The sequence below is a fragment of the Intrasporangium sp. genome, from assembly GCF_040414665.1.
Lineage (GTDB): Bacteria > Actinomycetota > Actinomycetes > Actinomycetales > Dermatophilaceae > Intrasporangium.
Genome location: NZ_JBEDUL010000152.1, coordinates 1 through 21,036 on the forward strand (window position 1 = coordinate 1; position 21,036 = coordinate 21,036).

General features: G+C 70.0%; 17 protein-coding genes. 7 read left to right on the plus strand and 10 right to left on the minus strand.

Going from position 1 to position 21,036, the window contains the following annotated elements; all coding sequences use genetic code 11:
- The 4 genes from ABF401_RS16175 to ABF401_RS16190 all read right to left on the minus strand — a co-directional run.
- On the minus strand, positions 1 to 555 hold a 555-nt coding region (locus ABF401_RS16175; RefSeq protein WP_353510601.1), incomplete at its 3' end, for an alcohol dehydrogenase catalytic domain-containing protein.
- Positions 556 to 1,033: 478 nt separating this feature from the next.
- Entirely contained in the window at positions 1,034 to 3,826 is a 2,793-nt protein-coding gene (locus ABF401_RS16180) for an FtsX-like permease family protein (protein WP_353510602.1), read from the minus strand.
- A gap of 138 nt (positions 3,827 to 3,964) precedes the next feature.
- Positions 3,965 to 4,687: an ABC transporter ATP-binding protein gene (locus ABF401_RS16185; protein ID WP_353510603.1), complete on the minus strand. Its 723-nt coding sequence runs from the start codon at positions 4,685 to 4,687 to the stop codon at positions 3,965 to 3,967.
- Entirely contained in the window at positions 4,687 to 5,298 is a 612-nt protein-coding gene (locus tag ABF401_RS16190) for a PadR family transcriptional regulator (protein WP_353510604.1), read from the minus strand. Before ABF401_RS16190 ends, ABF401_RS16185 begins: the two co-directional genes overlap by 1 nt.
- 138 nt (positions 5,299 to 5,436) lie before the next feature.
- Between ABF401_RS16190 and ABF401_RS16195 the strand changes: the two genes are divergently transcribed.
- On the plus strand, positions 5,437 to 6,612 hold the full coding sequence (locus ABF401_RS16195) for a glycoside hydrolase family 15 protein (protein ID WP_353510605.1): 1,176 nt from the start codon (positions 5,437 to 5,439) through the stop codon (positions 6,610 to 6,612).
- A gap of 27 nt (positions 6,613 to 6,639) precedes the next feature.
- On the opposite strand, the gene mce is transcribed toward ABF401_RS16195, so the two are convergent.
- Entirely contained in the window at positions 6,640 to 7,083 is a 444-nt protein-coding gene (gene mce / locus ABF401_RS16200; RefSeq protein ID WP_353510606.1) for a methylmalonyl-CoA epimerase, read from the minus strand.
- 126 nt (positions 7,084 to 7,209) lie between these two features.
- Between mce and ABF401_RS16205 the strand changes: the two genes are divergently transcribed.
- From ABF401_RS16205 to ABF401_RS16230, 6 genes are all read left to right on the plus strand, one after another.
- Positions 7,210 to 8,388: a Fic family protein gene (locus ABF401_RS16205; protein ID WP_353510607.1), complete on the plus strand. Its 1,179-nt coding sequence runs from the start codon at positions 7,210 to 7,212 to the stop codon at positions 8,386 to 8,388.
- Positions 8,389 to 8,591: 203 nt separating this feature from the next.
- Positions 8,592 to 9,794: an acetyl-CoA C-acetyltransferase gene (locus tag ABF401_RS16210; protein ID WP_353510608.1), complete on the plus strand. Its 1,203-nt coding sequence runs from the start codon at positions 8,592 to 8,594 to the stop codon at positions 9,792 to 9,794.
- 55 nt (positions 9,795 to 9,849) lie between these two features.
- On the plus strand, positions 9,850 to 10,794 hold the full coding sequence (gene meaB, locus ABF401_RS16215) for a methylmalonyl Co-A mutase-associated GTPase MeaB (protein WP_353510609.1): 945 nt from the start codon (positions 9,850 to 9,852) through the stop codon (positions 10,792 to 10,794).
- An 80-nt stretch (positions 10,795 to 10,874) separates the two neighbouring features.
- The gene (locus tag ABF401_RS16220; RefSeq protein ID WP_353510610.1) at positions 10,875 to 11,189 is read left to right on the plus strand and encodes a thiamine-binding protein; all 315 of its coding nucleotides are present in this window, start codon (positions 10,875 to 10,877) and stop codon (positions 11,187 to 11,189) included.
- Between the two features lie 228 nt (positions 11,190 to 11,417).
- Positions 11,418 to 12,401 carry a hypothetical protein gene (locus tag ABF401_RS16225; RefSeq protein ID WP_353510611.1) on the plus strand — a complete coding sequence of 328 codons (984 nt, stop codon included), beginning with the start codon at positions 11,418 to 11,420 and terminating at the stop codon, positions 12,399 to 12,401.
- Between the two features lie 14 nt (positions 12,402 to 12,415).
- The gene (locus ABF401_RS16230) at positions 12,416 to 13,390 is read left to right on the plus strand and encodes a tetratricopeptide repeat protein (protein WP_353510612.1); all 975 of its coding nucleotides are present in this window, start codon (positions 12,416 to 12,418) and stop codon (positions 13,388 to 13,390) included.
- A 16-nt stretch (positions 13,391 to 13,406) separates the two neighbouring features.
- On the opposite strand, the gene ABF401_RS16235 is transcribed toward ABF401_RS16230, so the two are convergent.
- The 5 genes from ABF401_RS16235 to treS are packed head-to-tail and all read right to left on the minus strand — an operon-like array spanning position 13,407 to position 21,034.
- Positions 13,407 to 13,907: a hypothetical protein gene (locus ABF401_RS16235; protein ID WP_353510613.1), complete on the minus strand. Its 501-nt coding sequence runs from the start codon at positions 13,905 to 13,907 to the stop codon at positions 13,407 to 13,409.
- Positions 13,904 to 15,550 (minus strand): phosphoglucomutase (alpha-D-glucose-1,6-bisphosphate-dependent), encoded by a 1,647-nt coding sequence (gene pgm, locus ABF401_RS16240; protein WP_353510614.1) that lies wholly within the window; start codon positions 15,548 to 15,550, stop codon positions 13,904 to 13,906. The genes ABF401_RS16235 and pgm overlap by 4 nt, the downstream gene beginning before the upstream one ends.
- Complete coding sequence (glgB, locus tag ABF401_RS16245) at positions 15,550 to 17,892, minus strand: 1,4-alpha-glucan branching protein GlgB (protein WP_353510615.1); 2,343 nt, start codon at positions 17,890 to 17,892, stop codon at positions 15,550 to 15,552. The genes pgm and glgB overlap by 1 nt, the downstream gene beginning before the upstream one ends.
- Positions 17,889 to 19,331 carry a maltokinase N-terminal cap-like domain-containing protein gene (locus ABF401_RS16250; RefSeq protein ID WP_353510616.1) on the minus strand — a complete coding sequence of 481 codons (1,443 nt, stop codon included), beginning with the start codon at positions 19,329 to 19,331 and terminating at the stop codon, positions 17,889 to 17,891. The genes glgB and ABF401_RS16250 overlap by 4 nt, the downstream gene beginning before the upstream one ends.
- Entirely contained in the window at positions 19,331 to 21,034 is a 1,704-nt protein-coding gene (gene treS, locus ABF401_RS16255) for a maltose alpha-D-glucosyltransferase (protein WP_353510617.1), read from the minus strand. The genes ABF401_RS16250 and treS overlap by 1 nt, the downstream gene beginning before the upstream one ends.
- Between the last annotated feature and the right edge of the window lie 2 nt (positions 21,035 to 21,036).

Here is a 21,036-nt window from a genome sequence, read left to right on the forward strand (position 1 = left end):
GGCCTTGACGAGCGCCAGCTCGGCGAGCCCGCCGTAGTTCGTCTCGAACCCCCAGATCCGCTGCTGCGGGTCCATCATCGTGTCGTCGTGGCCCTCGGCGTCCTCGAGCTCGACGGAGAGGCAGTGCGCGACGACCTCCGTCCCCGGCTTCCACTTCGTCACGCCCGGCCCGACGCGGAGGATGACGCCGGCGAGGTCCGAGCCGACGACGTGGTACGGCAGGTCGTGGCGCTTGGCGAACTCGGAGGTGCGCCCGTAGCGCTCGAGGAACCCGAAGGTCGCCACCGGCTCGAAGATCGAGGTCCACACCGTGTTGTAGTTGATGGCGCTCGCCATGACGGCCACGAGGGCCTCGCCCGGCGCGAGCTCGGGCACGGGGACGTCGTCGATGTGGAGCGACTTGCGCGGATCCTTGTCCCGGGTCGCAAGCCCCTCGAACATGCCCACCTCGTCCTTGTGGACGGTGGCGCCCCGGTACGTCTCCGGGATCGCAAGGTTCGAGAAGGTCTCTTGGCTCCGGTCTCCGGAGAGGATGGCGTCGCGGATGGCCTGCATCTGAGGTCCTTTGGTCGCTGGCGTCATGGATTGCTACCCGAACGTAGCCATCCGTTCACGCCCGTGCACCCTCCTGAGACTGCCACCACAGGTGACCTGAGTCACGAGTTGGCGGGCTCACACAGGCACGGCTCCAAAGGTGGTGGCGGGCCCCATGGACACGTGGCCGTATGCCGCTGAGCTCGCTCCCACACGCCCGCTCGCTCCTAGCCCTCCCGCCCCCTCCCTCGAGTGTGCAGTTCGCGCCGGCCCGTGCTCGGTGCTGCTCGAGTGTGCAGTTCGCGCCGGGCGTGAAGTGCACACTCGACGGAGGGGGGAGCCCAGCGGCAGACGGCATGGGCGGAGTGACGGGACCACCCACCCCCTGCGGGGCGTCCCCAGCACGGAGGTATGAGACCCGTCCCGTCACTTGTACCGCCGCCCGGTCGAGTGTGCAGTTCGCGCCGGGCGTCAAGTGCACACTCGACGGAGGGGGAGGTCAGGTGAGGCGGCGGGTGACCGTGGGGTGGCGGCGAATCGAGAGCCAGGCGATCGCCGCAGCGATGAGCGGGACGACGATGACCGGGCCGACGAGCTGCAGCCAGGGCACGACGATCATCGGTTCGGTGATGCGGTTCTCCCGGGCCTGCCAGCTCGACATCGTGCTCGACCAGGCCACCGCGATCCCAGGGACCAGCCCGACGAGGCTACCGAGCACCATGCCGAGCAGGGCGAAGAGCCCTGCCTGCGCGGATGCCACGGCCCGCCGAGTCAGGCGGGTGGCGCCGACCGCCGCGAGCGTGCCGGACATCGCCTGTCCCTCCGCCTGTGAGAGGGCCGTGGCGATGAGCGTCGCGACGAGGATGATGAAGCCGACGATGCCCACCGCGATCGTGAAGATGAGCGCGGTGGCGGGTTGGAAGCCACGCTCGACGTAGACGTCGCTGTCCGGCGCGGCGGTGGCCAGGGTCGCGCGGATGGCGTTCTCGTCGGAGGCTGTGACGCCGCCCGGCGCGTCGAGGGCGATCCCAGCGAACTCGAGCTGGAAGCCCAGACGGCGTGCGGTTTCTGTCGTCATGACAGCCCCGGCCTCCTTGCTGGGAAAGGCGGTGCTGAATGATGCGCGTGGAGCGTAGACGGCTGGCACTGAGGCGAACGTCGACAGGCTGCTGATGTCGGCCCCCCGGTCGCCCAAGGTGACTACGTAGCGGACGAAGTCAACCCTGCCGTCGACGATGTCGACCTGGGCCTGTGGCGCATTCGAGGAATAGCCGCCCTGATCGTCGATCTGGAAGAGCTGCTCGGGAACACCCTTGCCGTCGGCGACGACCATCCCTCCAGACTCGAGCAGACGGGATTGCTCGGCACTGAGACCCAGCCGGTTCGCGAGAAGCTCGGTGTCTGCCGTGGCGATGGCGGCATAAGCGCCGTACGGCATGGTGGTGAGCGTCGCGCATGTCGTCGTCGGCTGGACCGGCTTGCCGTCCAGGTCGATTGAGATCCCCTGACCCATGATGCCGTCGCCCGGGTCGCACCCCGTTCGCACCGCGTCAATGTGGACCTCGCCCTTGCGATTCTGAGCCGTGGGGTCGAAAGTCGAGGCGCGCCAGGTCGCCGTCGCCGTGACGGCGGGTGCCGCTCCACGGACCACCTGCAGCACGTGATCCGGGGAATGCTGGGTGCTGACCAACCCCGTCCCGGCCGAGATCCGCGGGACATAGAACCGGGCGTTCAGGGCGGTGTCGCTCGCGAGAACCACCAGGATCGTCGAGAGCGCCGCGGCCCCTGCCAGGATCGCTGCGACGGTGGGCGTGGCACGGCCGCGCTGTCGAGCCGCGTCGCGCGTGGCCATCCGCAGTGCCACGGGTGCCTGCCCGGTGAGTCGCGCGAGCCAGACGAGCAGGAGGGGCACGATGAGCAGGGTCCCGAGCACGAGGGCCACCGATCCCGCCGCCATAGTGTTGGGGCTGTCCGCTGTCGCGGCCCACAGGGTTGCCGCGGCGCCGGGGGCAGCGATGAGGAGCCCCACGACGGGAATGCGTCTGCGCAACCGTGGTGACACGTTCTGCCCTCGCAGCACGGCCACGATGTCGAGCCGGGCCAGCCCTCTCGCCGGCAGCAACGCCGAGACGATGCTGCTGACCACGGCGGCGAGCACGATGACGAGAACCGCGAGCCAGGGGATGTCGAAGGGCCCGAAGAACTCGCCGGGCCGGGTCCTTCGCAACCACGTCACGACGGCCCAGCCGCCGCCGAGCCCGACGGCCAGCGCCACCAACGTCGCTCCCACCCCGAGCACGAGGGCTTGGCCGAGCACGGTCCGGCGCAGCTGCTTCCGGTCGGCGCCATTGCTGGCCGCTAGGGCCAGGGTCCGTCGCTGCCGGGCGGCGCTGACCGCGAAGGCCGGTCCGGCGAGCAGGCTCGTCAGCAGGAGGAGCCCGACCCCAGCCAACGCAGCGACTCCCGCAAACTGGACGTCCCTGCGCTGCGTGAAACCTGACTCCTCAGGCCCCAAACTGTGGGAGAAGCCGCCGAAGCTGCTCGGGTCCATGACCACGGCGCGGCTCAGGACGAAGATGCCGTGCTGGTTGAGCCGCTTGACCTCGGCAGCCGCGACAGGCTCGACTCGGTCGAGGAGGTACTCCGGGCCGTACGACGAGTAGGTCGAGACCTCGACGGGGAGTCCGATGAGCTCGGCCGTCGAGACGCCGCCGTAGGTCTGGACGAAGCCCGACCCCGTCCCCACGATGGTCACGTCGCGGCCCGCGTCCTGCCCGCCCTCGATCCGAACGCGCAGGGTGCCGGACGACGGAAGCCCCTTGTCGATGCCGGTCTGGGTGACCAGCATCTCGTCGGCGGAGGCGGGCCAGCGTCCGGACAGCAGCCGGACGCGGTCACCACCGGCACTCCAGTTCGCGGCCTCGATGCCGAGGTAGTCGACGCGGTCTGCCTTGGTCTCCAGCGAGACGATGGCACTGGCGTTCGTCACGGCGGTCACGCGGCCACCGGTCAGTGCAGACAGCGCGGCCACCTCCGACCCTGTCCCAAAGCCGGGAACTGGGGTTGCGGGCGTGCTGTCGTTGCCGAAGCCCTGTAGGTCCGCGTCCTGCACGGCAACGGAGGCGTCGGGGAAGTAGAAGAGGGATGCCTGCGCGGATCCCAGCGCCAGTGGCAGCCGCTCCTTGGCATCGACTTCCGTCGTCGCGTAGAGCACGCAGCCACCGACCAGGGCGATGACGGGGATTCCCACCATCAGGGCGATGAGCGCGCTGCGCCCCTTGTGCCTTCGCACGTCGCGTCGTGCCATGCGGATGGCGACGCGCCACGAGGACCGCCACTGCGACCAACGCCCGCCCTTGGGATGCGCCGACTCGTCGCGGGCCGAAGTGGCAGCGTTGCTTGGCGCACCGGTCATGACCATGGCCCGGCCTCAGGTGGCGCTGCCGAGCAGGAGCTCGGGCTCGTCGGGTGACCCGGTCGTGTCGACGATGCGTCCGTCACGGAGGAAGACGACCCGGTCCGCCCACGCCGCATGCCGGGCCTCATGCGTGACGAGCAGCCCTGCGGCACCAGCGTCGACGCGCGACCGCAGGACCCGCAGCACACCCTCGCCGGTCGTGGAATCAAGCGCCCCGGTCGGTTCGTCGGCGAGCACGAGCCGCCGCGAGCCAACCAGCGCCCGTGCGATCGCGACGCGCTGCTGCTGGCCGCCCGACATCTGGTCGGGGTAGCGGTCGGCGAGCTCGCGCAGCCCGAGCTGGTCCAGAGCGTCCAACGCGTTGCGCCGAGACCGCCGCACCGAGTCGCCGTCGAGCTCGAGCGGCAAGCTGATGTTCTCCGCCGCGGTGAGCGAGGGGATGAGGTTGAGGTCCTGGAAGACGAAACCCACCTTGCGCCGGCGGAGCTTGGCCAGGTCGTGCGCGCCGAGCGACCCGAGCTCGGTCCCGGCCACGTGCACCAATCCCGACGTCGCCCGGTCCAGCCCGCCAGCCAGGTTGAGCAAGGTCGACTTGCCGGAGCCCGACGGGCCCATGACCGCGACGAGCTCACCCGTCGACACCGTAAGGCTCACCCCGTCGAGAGCCCGGACCTCGGTCGCGCCCGAGCCGTGGACCCGGGTCACGTCCTCTATGACCAACATCGGTGTGCCCATCACCGGCTCCTCTCCCGACCAGCCGCGGCGGACTCAACCACGTCAGGGACGTCACCTGACGGCGGGGGCGAGCTCAGCGGCATACGGCCTCGATGGCGCGAAAGCGCCGACTCGATGTGATCGAGCCAGCGAGCCTCGGCCTCAGCGGTGAAGAGGTGATTCTCCAGGACAAGCGACCATGCGAGGTCGCGCCCGTCAGACGGCTCGTCGGCGCGGGCTTTGAGCCGCGTCAGGTCGCGCAGGTGCTTGAGGGTCGCCGTGCGCTGGGCCTGCACGACGGCAGCGACGTCGACGCCCGGCAGCGTCACGGCGAGTGCGAGCTTGATGACGAGCTCGTCCCGGGGGGACGACTCTCGCGTCACAGGAGTCAGCCACCATCTGGAGGTCTCGGCCCGGCCCGAGTCGGTCAGCGAGTACTCGATGCGGCCCTCGTCGTCGCCCCCTGAAGCGACGACGAGGCCATCCCGCTCGAGCCGGGAGAGCGTCGTGTAGACCTGCCCGACGTTGAGCGGCCACGTGCCGCCCGTCCGGGCCTCGAACTCGGCGCGCAGCCGCGCCCCGTACATCGGCTCCTGCGCCAGGAGGGCCATGAGCCCCTGCTTGACCGACATCCCCGACCCCCATACCGAGTATCCACTGCGACGGTCCGAACCGTATACCGAGTATTACCCGCCGTCAATCGCCCGAATCGTCCGTATCCTCGGCCTGGACGCGCCGCCTCCGACGGTGCCGGGACGAAGGGGGTGCGCATGCGCAGGAGGCTGCTGGTCGCGTCCGTTGCCACCCTGCTCGCCGGCGCGGCGCTCCAGCTGGGCGCGGGTCGCGCGCAGCCGCTGCCCACGCTCGGAAATGGTGCCGACTGGCGCAGCTCCAGGGCCACCGAAGAGGACGCCGCCTGGTTGAGCGGCGGCACGGTTCCGGGCGGCGCCGGCCACCGCGAGGTCGTCGCCCAGGCCCTGCTCGACCTGCGCGCCCTCACGCAGACCAATGGCGCTGTCGCCGCTGGCCCGGACGGACCATGGGCGTATGCGTGGCCGCGGGACAACTCCTTCGTCGCGGTGGCCTATGCCGTGAGCGGTCACCCGGAGGACGCCTGGCGGACCCTGCGGTTCTTCGTCGACGGGCAGCTCGAGGACGGCGGCTTCCAGGCCCGCTACAGCCTTGACGGATCGGGGGCGCCGGACGATCGCCAGCGGCAGACCGACGGTGTCGGGTGGCTCCTCTGGGCCATCGATGCCGTGAGCCGGTCCTCCGGCCAGCCGGTGCCCGGCGACCTACGGCGTCTGCGCGACCGCGCCACGGAGCACCTCCTCAGGCTCACCGACCACGGACGCGAGCTGCCCCCGCCGTCACCCGACTACTGGGAGGTGCCCGAGCGTCGGGTCACGCTGGGCACCGTCGCGCCGCTGGCCGCGGGCTTGGAAGCATCTGCCAGGGGCCATGCGGCAGAAGGGGATTCGGCTCGATCAGCACGATTGGAGCGCGCCGCGGCCGCTCTGCGGTCGGTCATCCGCGAGCAGTTCGGTCCTGACTACGAGCGGCACGGCGACCGTGGGGGCCCGGACGCCGGCGCGGCGATGCTGCTACCGCCCTTCGCCCGCTCGGCCGACCCAGCGGTCATCGGCGCCGTGCACCGCTACGCGCGGCAGGCCATCCGCCCTGCCGGAGGCCTTGCGCCAGGCGTCGGCTGGAGGGCGGACGGGGTCTCCTGGACGCCGCAGACCGCCCTCGTCGCCTACACCGCGGCTGCGTCAGGAGACCGGACCACCGCGTCCGCGTGGCACGACTGGCTGGCTCGGCAGGCAACGGACTGGGGCAGCCTGCCCGAGAAGGTGCTGCCTGACGCCAGGCCGGCGGGTCCGGCGCCGCTCGCCTGGACCGCGGCCCTGTTCGTCCTCACCGAGGCCGAGCTCGACGGCGACTGAGCGGGACGGGCGGGCGTGCGCGATCGCTCAGTGGTCGGCGTCGGCGGCGGGTTCCACGAGCTCGACGAGCACCCCACCCGCGTCCTTCGGGTGGATGAAGTTGACCCGGCTGTTGCTCGTGCCGCGCTTGGGAGTGTCATAGAGCAGCCGCAGTCCACGCTCGTGCAGCGTCTCGCACACCGCGTCGATGTCGTTGACCCGGTAGGCCAGCTGCTGGATGCCCGGACCGCTCCGGTCGAGGAACTTCGCGATCGTCGAGTCGGGGGAGAGCGGCGCGAGCAGCTGGATGCACGACCCCGAGTCGCCGACGCCAATCATCGCCTCGCGGACGCCCTGCTCCTCGTTGGTCTCTTCGTGCAGCATCGTCATGCCGTACTTCTCCTCGTAGAACGCGATGGCCGCGTCGAGGTCGGGGACGGCGATGCCGACGTGGTCGATGTGCGTGAAGAGTGGGCCTGCGGGTGCGGTCATGCGCCCAAGTTATGGCCGTATGCCGCTCTGTTGCCACCGCGACCGACGTGCCGTTCGCCACGCGCTTTATCACTTAAAGCAACAAGTGATAATCTCTGCCTGCGACCTTATCGGCTGAGGAGGAGCATGAGCTGGCCGGCGGTGACTTGGCAGGAGCGGGTGTGGGACCCGCCGCTCGACCGTGTCGGGGTGACCAGGGCCGAGCGCTCCGCGGTGGGCCGCACGTACCTCGCCGCGGTTCCAGCGACGATCGCGAGCCGCGACCTCACGGTGAGCTCGCGGGTCGCTGCCCAGGGCGAGGAGGCTGTCGCCGAGATGCGCGCCTTCGACGCCGAGACGACCGGCGAGCTCGCCAGCCTGGATGCCATCCTGCTTCGCAGTGAGTCGGCGTCGTCCTCGCAGATCGAGAACCTGACGGCATCCGCTCGGGCCGTCGCGGAGGCCGAGGTGACCCACGCGGGACGCGGCAACGCTGCCGTCGTCGTCGCCAATGCAGCAGCCATGGTGGCGGCCATCGAGCTCGCCGACCGGCTCGATGCCGACGCCATCCTGCGCATGCAGGACGCGCTGCTGCGTGAGACGTCCCCCCACCTCGTCGGGTGGCGGACTGAGCCGGTGTGGATCGGGCCGGGCGGCAGCACCCCACTGACGGCCGACTTCGTCGCGCCACACCACTCCCGAATCGGTACGAGCATCGACGACCTCGTGTCCTTCTGCGCGCGGGACGACGTGCCCGTCCTCGCGCAGGCGGCGGTGGCGCACGCCCAGTTCGAGACGATCCACCCGTTCGCTGACGGCAACGGCCGCACCGGGCGAGCTCTCGTCCACGCGCTCCTCCGGGCAAAGGGCGTCACCCGGCACGTCACGATCCCCGTCTCCGGAGGGTTGCTCCACGACCGCGACGGCTACGTGGCAGCCCTGGACGCCTATCGCTCCGGTGACGCCGAGCCGATCGTCACGGCCTTCGCGCTCGCGGGGCTCCGGGCGGTCCAGCACGGCCGGGTCATGCGCGAGCGCATCGCCTCGGTCCGGACCGAGTGGCACGAGCGGGTGCGTGCCCGGCGCGACTCGGCTGTGTGGCGGCTCACTGACCTGCTCATCGCGCACCCCGTCGTCGACGCCGCCGCCGTGGCCCGGGAGCTGGGCATCACCGAGACGAACGTCCATCGCCACCTCCGTGTCCTGACCGACGCCGGCGTGCTCGTCGCCACGAACCACCACAAGGCCCGCCGCACGCTCTGGCGCGCTCCCGACGTGCTCGCGGTGCTCGACGCGTACGCCCGCGACGTCGGTCGGCGCACGTGAGGCGGGCCGACCGACTACCACGACGGCGGGTCCGGATCGCAACTCGTGCTCAGGCTCTGCGCTGCGGCCGTTTGGTGGTCGTCCGTCGGCTCGCGGGTTCTCGGCTCGGCTCGTGTGTGCGCTAGGTCATGCGGGAGTGGGCTTCCCAAAGGTCGCGTCTAGAGTGGATGGGACATCCCCAAAGACGTTGGAGAGGCATCGCCATGACTGACCGTCCCGTGTCCGTGATCGTCGCTGGAGCCCGCACCCCGATGGGCCGGCTGCTGGGATCGCTCAAGGACTTCTCCGGCGCCGACCTCGGTGGCATCGCCATCAAGGGCGCGCTCGAGAAGGCGGGAGTGCAGCCCGAGCAGGTCGAGTACGTCATCATGGGCCAGGTCCTCCAGGCCGGCGCCGGCCAGATCCCGGCCCGCCAGGCCGCGGCCAAAGCGGGCATCCCGATGACCGTGCCGGCCATCACCATCAACAAGGTCTGCCTCTCGGGCATCAACGCCATCGCCATGGCCGACCAGCTCATCCGGGCGGGCGAGTTCGAGATCGTCGTGGCGGGTGGCCAGGAGTCGATGACCAACGCGCCGCACCTGCTGACGAAGTCGCGCGAGGGCTACAAGTACGGCGACGTGACGATGCGTGACCACATGGCCTACGACGGGCTGTGGGACGCCTTCACCGACCAGGCCATGGGAGCGCTGACCGAGCAGGCCAACACCGGCGGGCAGGCCTTCACCCGGGAGGAGCAGGACGAGTTCTCGGCGCGGTCGCACCAGCTCGCGGCGAAGGGCTGGAAGGACGGGATCTTCGACGACGAGGTCGTCGCCGTGTCGATTCCGCAGCGCAAGGGCGAGCCGATCGAGTTCAAGTCGGACGAGGGGATCCGGGCCGACACGACGGCCGCATCGCTCGCGGGCCTGCGCCCCGCCTTCAGCAAGGACGGGACCATCACCGCCGGATCCGCCTCACAGATCTCCGACGGCGCGGCCGCGGTCGTCGTCATGAGCAAGGCCAAGGCGGAGGAGCTCGGCCTGACCTGGGTCGCCGAGATCGGCGCGCACGGCGTCGTGGCCGGCCCGGACTCGACCCTCCAGCAGCAGCCTGCGCGTGCCATCGCGAAGGCGTGCGAGAAGGAGGGCATCGCCCCGGCCGACCTCGACCTCATCGAGATCAACGAGGCGTTCGCCGCCGTCGGGCTCGCCTCGGCCAAGGAGCTTGGCATCGACGTCGAGAAGGTCAACGTCAACGGGGGCGCCATCGCGCTCGGCCACCCGATCGGCATGTCCGGCGCCCGTATCGCCCTGCACCTGGCCCTCGAGCTGCAGCGGCGCGGCGGCGGCGTCGGTGCGGCAGCGCTCTGCGGCGGCGGTGGCCAGGGTGACGCGCTCATCGTCCGCGTGCCGAAGTCGGCCTGATCGCGGCGCGACAAATCTGCTTGCAGCAGAGGTGACTTCACGCAGAACTGTGGACGTGCCCGCCTTGGTCGATTCGGCCAGGGCGGGCTCGCCGCGCGCCGTCGCGCGCCTCATCTCCCTCGTCGAGGACGGCCATCCCGCGCTGCGCGAGATCATGGCCGCCCTCGCGCCGCACACCGGGGGAGCATGGGTCATCGGCCTCACCGGCTCACCCGGCGTTGGGAAGTCGACGTCGACGACGATGCTCGTCGGGGCCTTCCGCGAGCGGGGGCTGCGCGTCGGCGTCCTCGCCGTGGACCCGTCGTCGCCGTTCTCGGGCGGTGCCCTGCTCGGCGACCGGATCCGGATGCAGGACCACGCGCTGGACCCGGAGGTCTACATCCGGTCGATGGCGTCACGCGGCCATCTCGGCGGACTCTCGTGGACTACGCCCCAGGCCATCCGGGTCCTCGACGCCGCGGGCTGCCAGGTGATCCTCGTCGAGACGGTCGGGGTCGGGCAGTCCGAGGTCGAGATCGCCGGGCTCGCCGACACGTCGATCGTGCTGCTCGCACCGGGCATGGGAGACGGCGTCCAGGCGGCCAAGGCCGGGATCCTCGAGATCGGGGACGTCTTCGTGGTCAACAAGGCGGACCGGGACGGTGCCGATGCGACCGTCCGTGACCTGCGGCACATGATCTCGCTCGGCGACCGCACGGAGCCGGGTCTCTGGCGGCCTCCCGTGGTCAAGACCATCGCCGCGCAGAAGGTCGGTGTCGACGAGGTGATGGAGGCGCTCGACAAGCACTGGGCCCACATGGAGGGCAACGGCGACCTGCGCCGCCGTCGTGAGCGCCGGGCAGCGGACGAGATCGAGTCGATCGCCGTGGCGTCGCTGAGGGCGCGCTTCGGAAGGGTGCGGGGACATCATGGCCTGAGCACCCTCGCCGCCCGGGTCGTCGAGGGGGACACGGACCCGTACACGGCGGCGGACACGCTGTTGACCCAGGTCGACATCTGACTCGCCGTGACGTAGTCCCTCCGGGAGGATCGGTACCCCGCTGGCGTGTGGGAGCCGGCTCAGCGGCATACGGTGTGGGCATGTTGATCGCCTTCTCCGTTGCCCCGACCGTCGCCGCCGATGACACCGGGTCGGTGAGCGCGGCCGTCGCCCGCGCCATCGCCGTCGTCCGCGAGTCGGGGCTGCCACACCGGACGGATGCGATGTTCACGACGGTCGAGGGGGAGTGGGACGAGTGCATGGCTGTCGTGAAGCGGTGCTGCGACGTCATCGCCGAGGCGTCACCTCGAGTCGGGCTCGTGCTCAAGGCCGACATCCGGCCCGGCTTCAGCGGCGAGCTCGACGGCAAGCTGGAGCGGCTCGAGGCGGCCCTCGAGCGTCAGTCGGGCGACTGAGCCCGCTCGGGACGGGGTCGAGAGTCGATCCGCGCGGGGTTTGGCTGACGTGGCGCTGAGAGCCGTGCCGGTTTGTGCAGCATCGACCGGTTTGAGCTGACAAGCGCTACCACATGGATTTGGTCAGTCGGGGCGGGGGGTGCGTATGGTGGATCGCGGTCGGGCCACGGTCCGGCCGCTCGATCGTGCGCGCCGTGCGATCGGACGCGTCACCGAAAGGCCCTCTCTATGCTCCGCCCGCCCATCCGCCGCCGTGCACTCGTTGCGGCGCTCGCGACCCTCGCGTTGCTGAGCGCCTGCACCGGCAACGCCGACGAGAGAGCGGAGTCCACACCGACACCGGCAGTTGCCGCGACGGCAGCCGCGTCGACGGCGGACACCACGCTCAAGGCGGCGGTCGCAGCGCTGTCCGACACATCGCCGACGGGTGAGGCAGCTCGGGAGGCCGCCTTCACGGGCCCTGCGCTCGAGTCAGCGAATGCCTGGGCCAAGACCCTGCCCGGCAAGACGCCCCAGCAGAAGGCCGACGCCGAGCTGGCCACGTCGGGCGCGAAGGTCATCGGCGTCTCCCGGGTGGGCGACGAGCCGAAGCAGCTCCTCGTCCAGACGACCCTCGAGAAGTCGAAGGCAGCCGTACTGGCACTCCTCCTCAGTGACGGCGCGGGTCAGGAGTTCAAGGTCGCGGCCCTCACCCCGATGCTGACGGAGGCCCGGGTCGACGCCCTGGACACGACCTCGATCGGGTCGGAGCCCATCGGTTCCGGCGAGGGCCTGGCGATGACACCGGATGAGGCCACGCAGGCGCTCGCGGACTCGCTGCGGTATCCCGACCCGAAGGAGACCACCGCGCTGGTCGAGGACCCGTTCTCGGCGCAGCTGCGTCAGTCTGCTGCCGCGCAGGCCAAGGCCATCTCGGCGACCGGGACCTTCACGCAGTCGCACCAGCCCAAGGAGGTCATCGGTGGGCTGCGCCTCAAGGACGGATCGGGCGCCCTCGTCTTCGCCCATCTCGTCCGGACGGACAACATCGCCATGCGGCAGCCCACCAAGCTGACGCCGTCGAAGGACCTCACGCTCCTGACGGGCATCAAGCAGATCACGAGCGAGGCGAGTCTGAACTCCAACCAGATCGTCGCCTTCGTCATCCCGACGACCGGTGCCGCCCGAGTCGTCGCAGGGTGGGACCAGCTCGTCGGCGGCACGGGTCGGTGAGGCAGGATTGATCCATGAGTCAGCAGCCCTTCACGGCAGCCGCCTTGCGCGGTGCCGTCGACCTCTCCTCGCTCAAGCGTCCGGCCCAGCCGGCTGGCCCCGCATCAGGCGGGGGGGCCGCCCCCACCACTTCCGGTGGTACTGCCGGCGTCATCGTCGAGGGTTCTGACGCGGCGCTTCGCGACATCATCGCCGCGAGTGCGCGTCATCCCGTCGTGCTCGTCCTGTGGTCGTCCCGGCTCGCCGAGACCGCGACCTTCGTGGCCACCGCCAAGCAGGTGGCACAGCGCTACGGCGGCCGTTTCCAGCTCGTCACGGTCGACGTCGACAGCAACCCGGCCACGCTGCAGGCCTTCCAGGTGCAAGCGGTGCCGGTGAGCTTCGCGCTGATCCAGGGTCAGCCGGTGCCCCTGTTCGAGGGCGCCCAGCCGGAGGCGCAGTTCGCCGCCGTGATCGACCAGGTGCTCGCCCTCGCGACCCAGAACGGCATCACGGGCACGGTGGCGGCAGGCCCCGAGGACGCTGATGGTTCCGGCGCTGAAAGCAGCGGCGAGCAGGCCGACGCGGCCGTTCCCCTGCCACCACTGCACCAGAAGGCGTTCGACGCCATCGAGGCGGGCGAGCTGGACGGGGCGGCCGACGCCTACCGAGAGGCACTCGCGCAGAACCCTGCGGATGAGGACGCCAAGCTCGGCCTGGCCCAGGTCGGGCTGCTCCAGCGCACTGCGGGAGTGGATCTCGCAGCAGCTCGGGCGGCGGCTGCCGACGCTCCCACCGACGTGGACGCCCAGATCCTCGTCGCCGACCTCGACCTGCTCGGGGGCCACGTCGATGATGCCTTCCTGCGGCTCGTCGACACCGTGCGGGTGACGAGCGACGCCGACCGCAACAAGGCTCGTGAACACCTCGTCGAGCTGTTCGACGTCGTCGGGCCCGCCGATGAGCGGGTCGTCAAGGCGCGCAAGGCGCTCATGAGCGCCCTGTTCTGAAGCGCTCCTCCCGGCGTCAGTCGGCCGACGCAGCGTCCTCGCCCGGCTCGACGGTTCGGACCTTCGCCTCCTCGAGATGTGCAAGGATCGCGCCCACTAGGTCGCCGGGCGGGGCGGCGCTGGCATCGAGCCACAGGCCCCACCGGGGCGTCGCCGACACGCGTGGGTCGTCGAGGACGACGACGTGAACGGTTTCGGGCGCCGCGAGGTCGAGGAAGTCCTCGAGGTGTCCGCCGATGACGACGTCGTGCACCACGGCGTCGAACCCCTCGAGCTGGTAGGTCTCCGCCGCAGCCAGGCATGCCGACCACCGAAGGAGACGGTGCCGGACGCCCTCCAGGCCGGCGTGGTCAGCAGGGGCGCGGCCGCTCACGACCATGGCGTCCACCTGCGATCCCGCCACGACCAGACACCTCGGCAGCCGGTCGCCGAGCTCCAGCGCGACGGCTGCTGCCGTGTCCTCGTTCGCTGCCGTGACGAGGAAGAGCCGGCCGCGCGTGATGGGTTCGTCGGTCATCCGCGCAGCGCCGCGTCCACGACCTCCTTGGCCTCCGCCTGTACCTGGGCCAGGTGCTCACGACCGCGGAACGACTCGGCGTAGATCTTGTAGACGTCCTCCGTGCCAGAGGGCCGGGCGGCAAACCACGCGCTCTCGGTGACGACCTTGAGCCCGCCGATCTTGGCGCCGTTTCCGGGCGCCTCGGTCAGTTTTGCCGTGATCGGCTCTCCGGCGAGCGATTCCGCCGTGACATCAGCCGCCGACAGTGCCGACAGCTTCGCCTTCTGCTCACGGTCGGCGGGGGCGTCGATGCGGGCGTAGGCGGGCGACCCATGCCGGTCGGCGAGATCCGCATAGAGCTCGCTGGGGGTCCTCCCCGTCGCCGCGAGGATCTCGGACGCGAGCAGGGCCAGAATGATCCCGTCCTTGTCGGTCGACCAGACGGTGCCATCGAAGCGCAGGAAGCTCGCTCCCGCCGACTCCTCGCCACCGAACCCGACCGACCCGTCGAGCAGACCGGGCACGAACCACTTGAACCCGACGGGCACCTCGAGCAACCGACGGCCGAGATCCGCGGCAACGCGATCGATCATCGAGGAGGACACGAGGGTCTTGCCGATGGCGGTGTCCGGGCCCCAACCGGGCCGGGCGCCGCCGAAGAGGTACTGGATCGCAACCGCGAGGTAGTGGTTGGGGTTCATCAGTCCGGCGTCGGGCGTGACGATGCCGTGCCGGTCGCTGTCCGCGTCGTTGCCCGTCGAGATGTCGAACCGCTCCCTGCTCGCGATGAGCGAGGCCATCGCCGCCGGCGAGGAGCAGTCCATCCGGATCTTGCCGTCCCAGTCCAGGGTCATGAACGACCACTGGGGGTCGATCTCCGGGTTGACCACGGTGAGGTCGATCCCGTGTCGTTCGGCAATCGCGCCCCAGTAGTTCACCGACGCCCCACCCAGAGGGTCTGCGCCGATCCGGATGCCGGCCTCCTTGATCCGTGCCAGGTCGACCACGGCAGGCAGGTCGTCGACGTAGCTACCGAGGAAGTCGTATGCCGCTGAGCTCGCTCGCGCTTGCTCGTACGGGACCCGCTTCACGTCCTTCAACCCCGCGCGGATCAGCTCGTTCGCCCGTGCCGCGATGACCGAGGTGGCGTCTGTGTCTGCGGGGCCGCCATGCGGCGGGTTGTACTTGAAGCCGCCGTCCGAGGGCGGGTTGTGGGACGGCGTGACGACGATGCCGTCGGCCAGCCCACCCGCGCCGGACGTCTTCCCACGGTTCGCGCGAAGAATGGCGTGCGACACCGCAGGGGTGGGAGTGCAGCTGTCGCGGTCGTCGACGAGCACCTCGACGCCGTTCGCGACAAGGACCTCCAGGGCCGTCTTCCAGGCGGGCTCGGACAAGCCGTGGGTGTCGCGGCCGATGAAGAGTGGGCCATCGAACCCCTGCGAGGCCCGGTACTCACAAATGGCCTGCGTCGTCGCGAGGATGTGGTCCTCGTTGAACGCCGCGTTGAGGCTGGAGCCGCGGTGCCCCGACGTGCCGAAGACGACCTGCTCGTCGGGGTTGTCGGCGTCCGGGTGTCGGTCGTAGTAGGCGGCGACGAGCTCGTCGACATCGATGAGGTCGCGGTCCTGAGCGGGTTGTCCGGCGCGTGGGTGGGTCATCAGGAGCCTTCCTTCGACGTTGGCTTCGCCCGACGGTGGGCGGTCGGGGCGGACTGCTGCTCGGCAGGCTCCGGGACCAGCCACACCGCCGACAGCCGCGGGACGGTGATGGTGGCGGCGTGTGCCTGCTGCTGCCACGCCTCCGGGCGCGCCTCGACGACGACGCCGGTGCTGCTGGGGGCACCCGGGTGGTAGCCGGCGGTGTCCAGCACCACACGCCACGACCCGGGCCGGGGCAGACCGACGCGGTAGCCCTCCAGGGTCTCGCCGCTGAAGTTGACGACGCACGCGACGACAGGGGCGTCAACCGCTCGGTCGCCCGTGCCGAAGCGCAGCCAGGCGAAGGTGCTGTGTGCGGCGTCGTCGGCGTCGAGCCACTGGAAGCCGGACGGGTGGGAGTCCAGCTCCCACAGCGCGGGATTGGCCCGGTAGATGCCGTTGAGCTCCTTGACGAGATTGTGGACCCGGTAGTGGAGCGGCAGATCGAGCAGCCACCAGTCGAGGCTGCGGCCCTCGGACCACTCGGACTCCTGGCCGAACTCACAGCCCATGAAGATCAGCTGCTTGCCCGGGTGGCTCCAGATGTAGGCCAGGAAGGCGCGCAGGGTCGCCACCTGCTCCTCCCGGGACCCCTGTGACTTGCGAAGCAGCGAGCCCTTCCCGTGGACGACCTCGTCGTGGCTGATCGGCAGGACGTAGTTCTCGCTGAAGGCGTACATGAGCGAGAAGGTCAGCTTGCCGTGGTGGTGACTGCGGAACAGGGGGTCCTCGCCGAGGTAGCTCAGCGAGTCGTTCATCCAGCCCATGTTCCACTTGAAGCCGAAGCCGAGGCCGCCCTGGTCGGTCGGCTTCGTGACGCCGGGCCATGCGGTCGACTCCTCGGCGATCGTGACGATGCCACCGACCCTCTTGTAGGCCGTCGCGTTGGTCTCCTGGAGCAGCGCCACCGCTTCGAGGTTCTCGCGGCCGCCATGTCGGTTGGGCACCCACTCGCCCGCCTGGCGTGCGTAGTCGAGGTAGAGCATCGAGGCCACACCATCGACTCGGAGGCCGTCGACGTGGAACTCCTCGAGCCAGTAGATGGCGTTGGCGACGAGGAAGTTGCGCACCTCTGGCCGACCGTAGTCGAAGACGTTGGAGCCCCACTCCGGGTGCCATCCGAGGCGCTTGTCCGGGTGCTCGTAGAGGGGCTGACCGTCGAACCGGGCCAGCGCCCAGTCATCGGTGGCGAAGTGCCCGGGCACCCAGTCGAGGATCACCCCGATGCCCGCCTGGTGCAGCTCGTCCACGAGGTGGCGGAAGTCGTCCGGGGTGCCCCAGCGGGAGCTCGGCGCGTAGTAGCCGGTGACGTGGTACCCCCAGGACGGGACGTAGGGGTGCTCCATGACCGGCAGGAACTCCACGTGGGTGAAGCCGGCGTCCCGGACGTAGTTGACCAGGTGCTCGGCCAGCCCCCGATAGCCGAGGCCCTGGCGCCAGGACCCCACGTGCACCTCGTAGATGCTCATCGGCCCCACATGGGCGTCCGCGCCTTTGCGCCGCTCCATCCACGCCTCGTCCTGCCAGACGTGGTGCGTCTCCGTCACGATGGCGGCCTGCTTCGGAGCCACCTCGGTCATCCGGGCCATGGGGTCGCTCTTGAAGCGGACGATGTCGTCGGCACCCCGGATCGCGAACTGGTAGTTCATGCCCTCCCGAGCGCCCGGCAGGAAGAGCTCCCAGATGCCCGACTCGCCGAGCGCCCGCATCGGGTGCGACAGGCGGTCCCAACCGTTGAAGTCGCCGATGACGTGGACCGCCGTGGCCCGGGGAGCCCAGACGGCGAACGCAACTCCCCAGACGTCGCCCATCGGTCCCGGGTAGTTGCGCAGATGGGCACCGAGCACGGTCCACAGCTGCTCGTGGCGTCCTTCGTTGATGAGGTGCCGGTCGATGTCGCCGACCGTGGGCGCGAACCGGTACGGGTCATCCTGCTCGTGCTCGACCCCGTCGCCGTAGGTCACGAGCAGGCGGTAGTCGTGGGTGCTGCCGAAGTCCGGCGACGTCATCGACCAGATGCCGTCCCGGATGTGCTGCAGCTGCACCTCATCGCCCGAGTCCAGGCGCGCGCGGACCGACGTCGCGAGGGGGCGATAGCAGCTGATGGTGAGCCCACCGGGGCCGAGGTGGTGCCCCAGCAGGTCGTGCGGCTGCCCGTTTCGTCCCTGGAGGAAGGCATCGACGGCACGATCGTCAAGATGGGGGTCCGACGCGCCGGACGTCTCCGATGGCCCTGATGGCCCCGATGATGTGGGCGAGGGCGTGCTGCCTGGTTGCGGCGGTGTCCTGCGTTCCGGGCTCATCCAGACGGGCCTTTCTCGGAGAGGATCCGGCCAACCGCATCGACGGGGATCGGCAGCCAGGTCGGGCGGTTCCGGGCCTCGTAGTCAACCTCGTAGAGGGCCTTGTCGAGCTCGAGGACCCGAACCAGCGTGTGGTCGTCGGCGTCGAGCTCACCGGCAACGGACCCATACCCATCGAGGAAGGCGAGCCGACAGTCGGCCGCCCACGTACCGGGTCCGTCGTCGCCGGCGGCCTGGCCGCTCAGACGCACGGAGCCGGCCACGTAGTCGAAGGAGCGCAGCATCCCGGCGATGTCGCGGTGCACGAGGTCGGGTCGGACCCGCTCCGCAAGCGGCCGTAACGGCTCCCCCTCGAAGTCGAGCGCAACCCACCCGCGTTCGGGCACGTCGAGCACCTGACCGAGGTGGTAGTCCCCGTGGATCCGCTGGAGTGGTGGCCAGGCCACGGAGCCGACCCGACCGAGGAGGGCCGCGACGTCGGACTCGCGGGAGGCAAGGTCGGGCACGGCGGCAACGGCAGCGGCATACCGGCGTCGCATCGAACTCAGCAGGGACGCATGGGCTTCTGGCGACGCCTCCTCTGTCCCGAGGATGGCCGCCAGTGACTGGTGGATCTCTGCCGTCACGGCGCCGAGCTCGCGAGCCCGGGCGGTGAAGTCGGTGCCGGATGCTGCGGCGACGAGGGCGATCCGCCACGCGTCTTCGACGCCGGGGATGAACTCCTGGGCGAAGGCCAGCTGGCCGTGCTGCTCGACCCCGGAGCCCGAGGAGTCGTCCCAGGCGCCGGAGAGGTGGCCGAAGGCGGCCGGCACCCGCGTCGAGCCCGCCTCCGTCAGGGCGGACTGGATCACGACGTCGGGATTCTCGCCATCCTGGACGATGCGGAACACCTTGACGATGAGCGGCTCCGCTGGCCCCCCGTCGGGCGCTGCCATCCGACAGATGATCGAGGTGTTCGACTGCTCGCCGGTGAGCACCATCGAGGACGAGACGGCTCCGGTCGTGAGACCGGTGGGCCGTCCGATCGCCAGGGCGTTGCTCCCGCGGGAGGCCTGGGCGTCATCGCTGCGCCCGCCCGTGAGGATGGTATCGACGAGTCCGGCGACGTAGACCGGGTCGTGCGGACCGTCGTACACCCAGCGGGCACCGAGGACGCTGTGGTCCATGGTGCCGACGAGGGCATGCTCGGCACCCTCCAACGGGGCGCCTCGGTAGGTGAGGGGCACCTGATAGACGATGACTGGCGACGCGGCCAGGTCGGCGACGAGGACCACCTCGACCCCGACCTGCCCCTCCGGGTCCTCGAAGCGGAAGCCCCCAACCCGCTCGAGCCTCGGGACCCGCCCCTTGCCGGCGTACCATCGTTGCTCGGGCATCCATCGCGCGAGCAGCTCGAGCTTGGAGGGAACGAGGGAAGCGCCCTTGTGCACGATCGCCATCAGGATCCGTCCCCACTGCGGAGCTGGAGCCAGAAGAAGTCACGGGTGCCGAGCGTGATGGTCACCCGGCCGTCTGCGGCGACCCAGGGGAAACCGCTACCGCCGAAGAGGTCGACGAGCTGACGGCCCGCGAACTGCTCCGGCAACGTGATCGTGGCCGCCTGCGGCCGGCTCGACAGGTTGCTGACGCAGAGCACCGCTTCTGCCGGGTCGTTCCCTTCAGCGTCCATTGATCGGGTGAACGCCAGGATGGCCTCGTTGTCAGCGCTGACCACCTCGAAGTCGCCGAGCCCGAAGACCGGATGCCGGCTTCGCACCTGGATCATGCCGCGGATCCAGTGCAGCAGGGACGCCGACGTGGCCATCTGCGCCTCGACGTTGACGTTGTTGTAGTGGTAAACGAGGCTCGAGATGACCGGCAGGTAGAGCTTGCCCGGGTCGACCGTCGAGAAGCCCGAGTTGCGGTCGGGCGTCCACTGCATCGGCGTGCGCACGGCATCGCGGTCGGTGAGCCAGATGTTGTCGCCCATCCCGATCTCGTCGCCGTAGTAGAGGCAGGGCGATCCGGGGAGCGAGAGGATGAGTGCGTGGATGAGCTCGATCTCCGGACGTGAGTTGTCGAGCAGGGGCGCCAGTCGGCGGCGGATGCCGACATTGGCCCGCATGCGAGGGTCCGGCGCGTACCAGCCGTACATGGCGGCGCGCTCCTCGGGCGACACCATCTCCAGGGTCAGCTCGTCGTGGTTGCGCAGGAACGTCCCCCACTGGGTTCCGGTCGGAATGGATGGCGTCTCCGCCAGCACGGAGACGATCGGCGCGGCCTTCTCCTCACGCAGCGCGTAGTAGAGACGCGGCATGACGGGGAAGTGGAAGCACATGTGGCACTCGGGATCCTCCTCCGTCCCGTAGTAGTCGACGACCTCGGCCGGAGGCTGGTTCGCCTCGGCGAGCAGGATCCGGCCCGGGTACTCCTCGTCGACCATGGCTCGGAGCCGGACGAGGAACTCGTGCGTCCGGGGCAGGTTCTCGCAGTTGGTGCCCTCCTCCTCGAAGAGGTACGGCACCGCATCGAGTCGGAAGCCGTCGATCCCGAGGTCCATCCAGAACCTGACGATGTCGAACATGGCCTCCTGGACGACCGGGTTCTCGTAGTTGAGGTCCGGCTGGTGCGAGAAGAAGCGGTGCCAGAAGAACTGTCGGCGCACCGGGTCGAACGTCCAGTTCGAGACCTCGGTGTCGACGAAGATGATGCGCGCGTCGGGATAGCCCTCGTCCGTGTCGGACCAGACGTAGAAGTCACCGTGGGGACCGTCGGGCTCCGCCCGGCTCGCCTGGAACCACGGATGCTGGTCGCTCGTGTGGTTCATGACGAGGTCCGTGATGATCCGGATTCCGCGAGCATGGGCCTGCGACACGAGCTCGGTGAACTCCGGCAGGGTGCCGAACTCGGGGAGCACCGCCTTGTAGTCGGCAATGTCGTAGCCGCCGTCTCGTAGCGGCGAGGCGTAGAAGGGCGGCAGCCACAGGCAGTCGACGCCGAGCCACTGCAGGTAGTCGAGTCGGCCGATGAGGCCGGTGAAATCGCCGGCACCGGAGCCTTTGGAGTCGGAGAAGGCCCGGACCAGCACCTCGTAGAAGACGGCCTTACGAAACCACTGGGTGTCGTACTTCAGGCCGGGTTGGGCGAGGTTGAGTCCCTGCATGG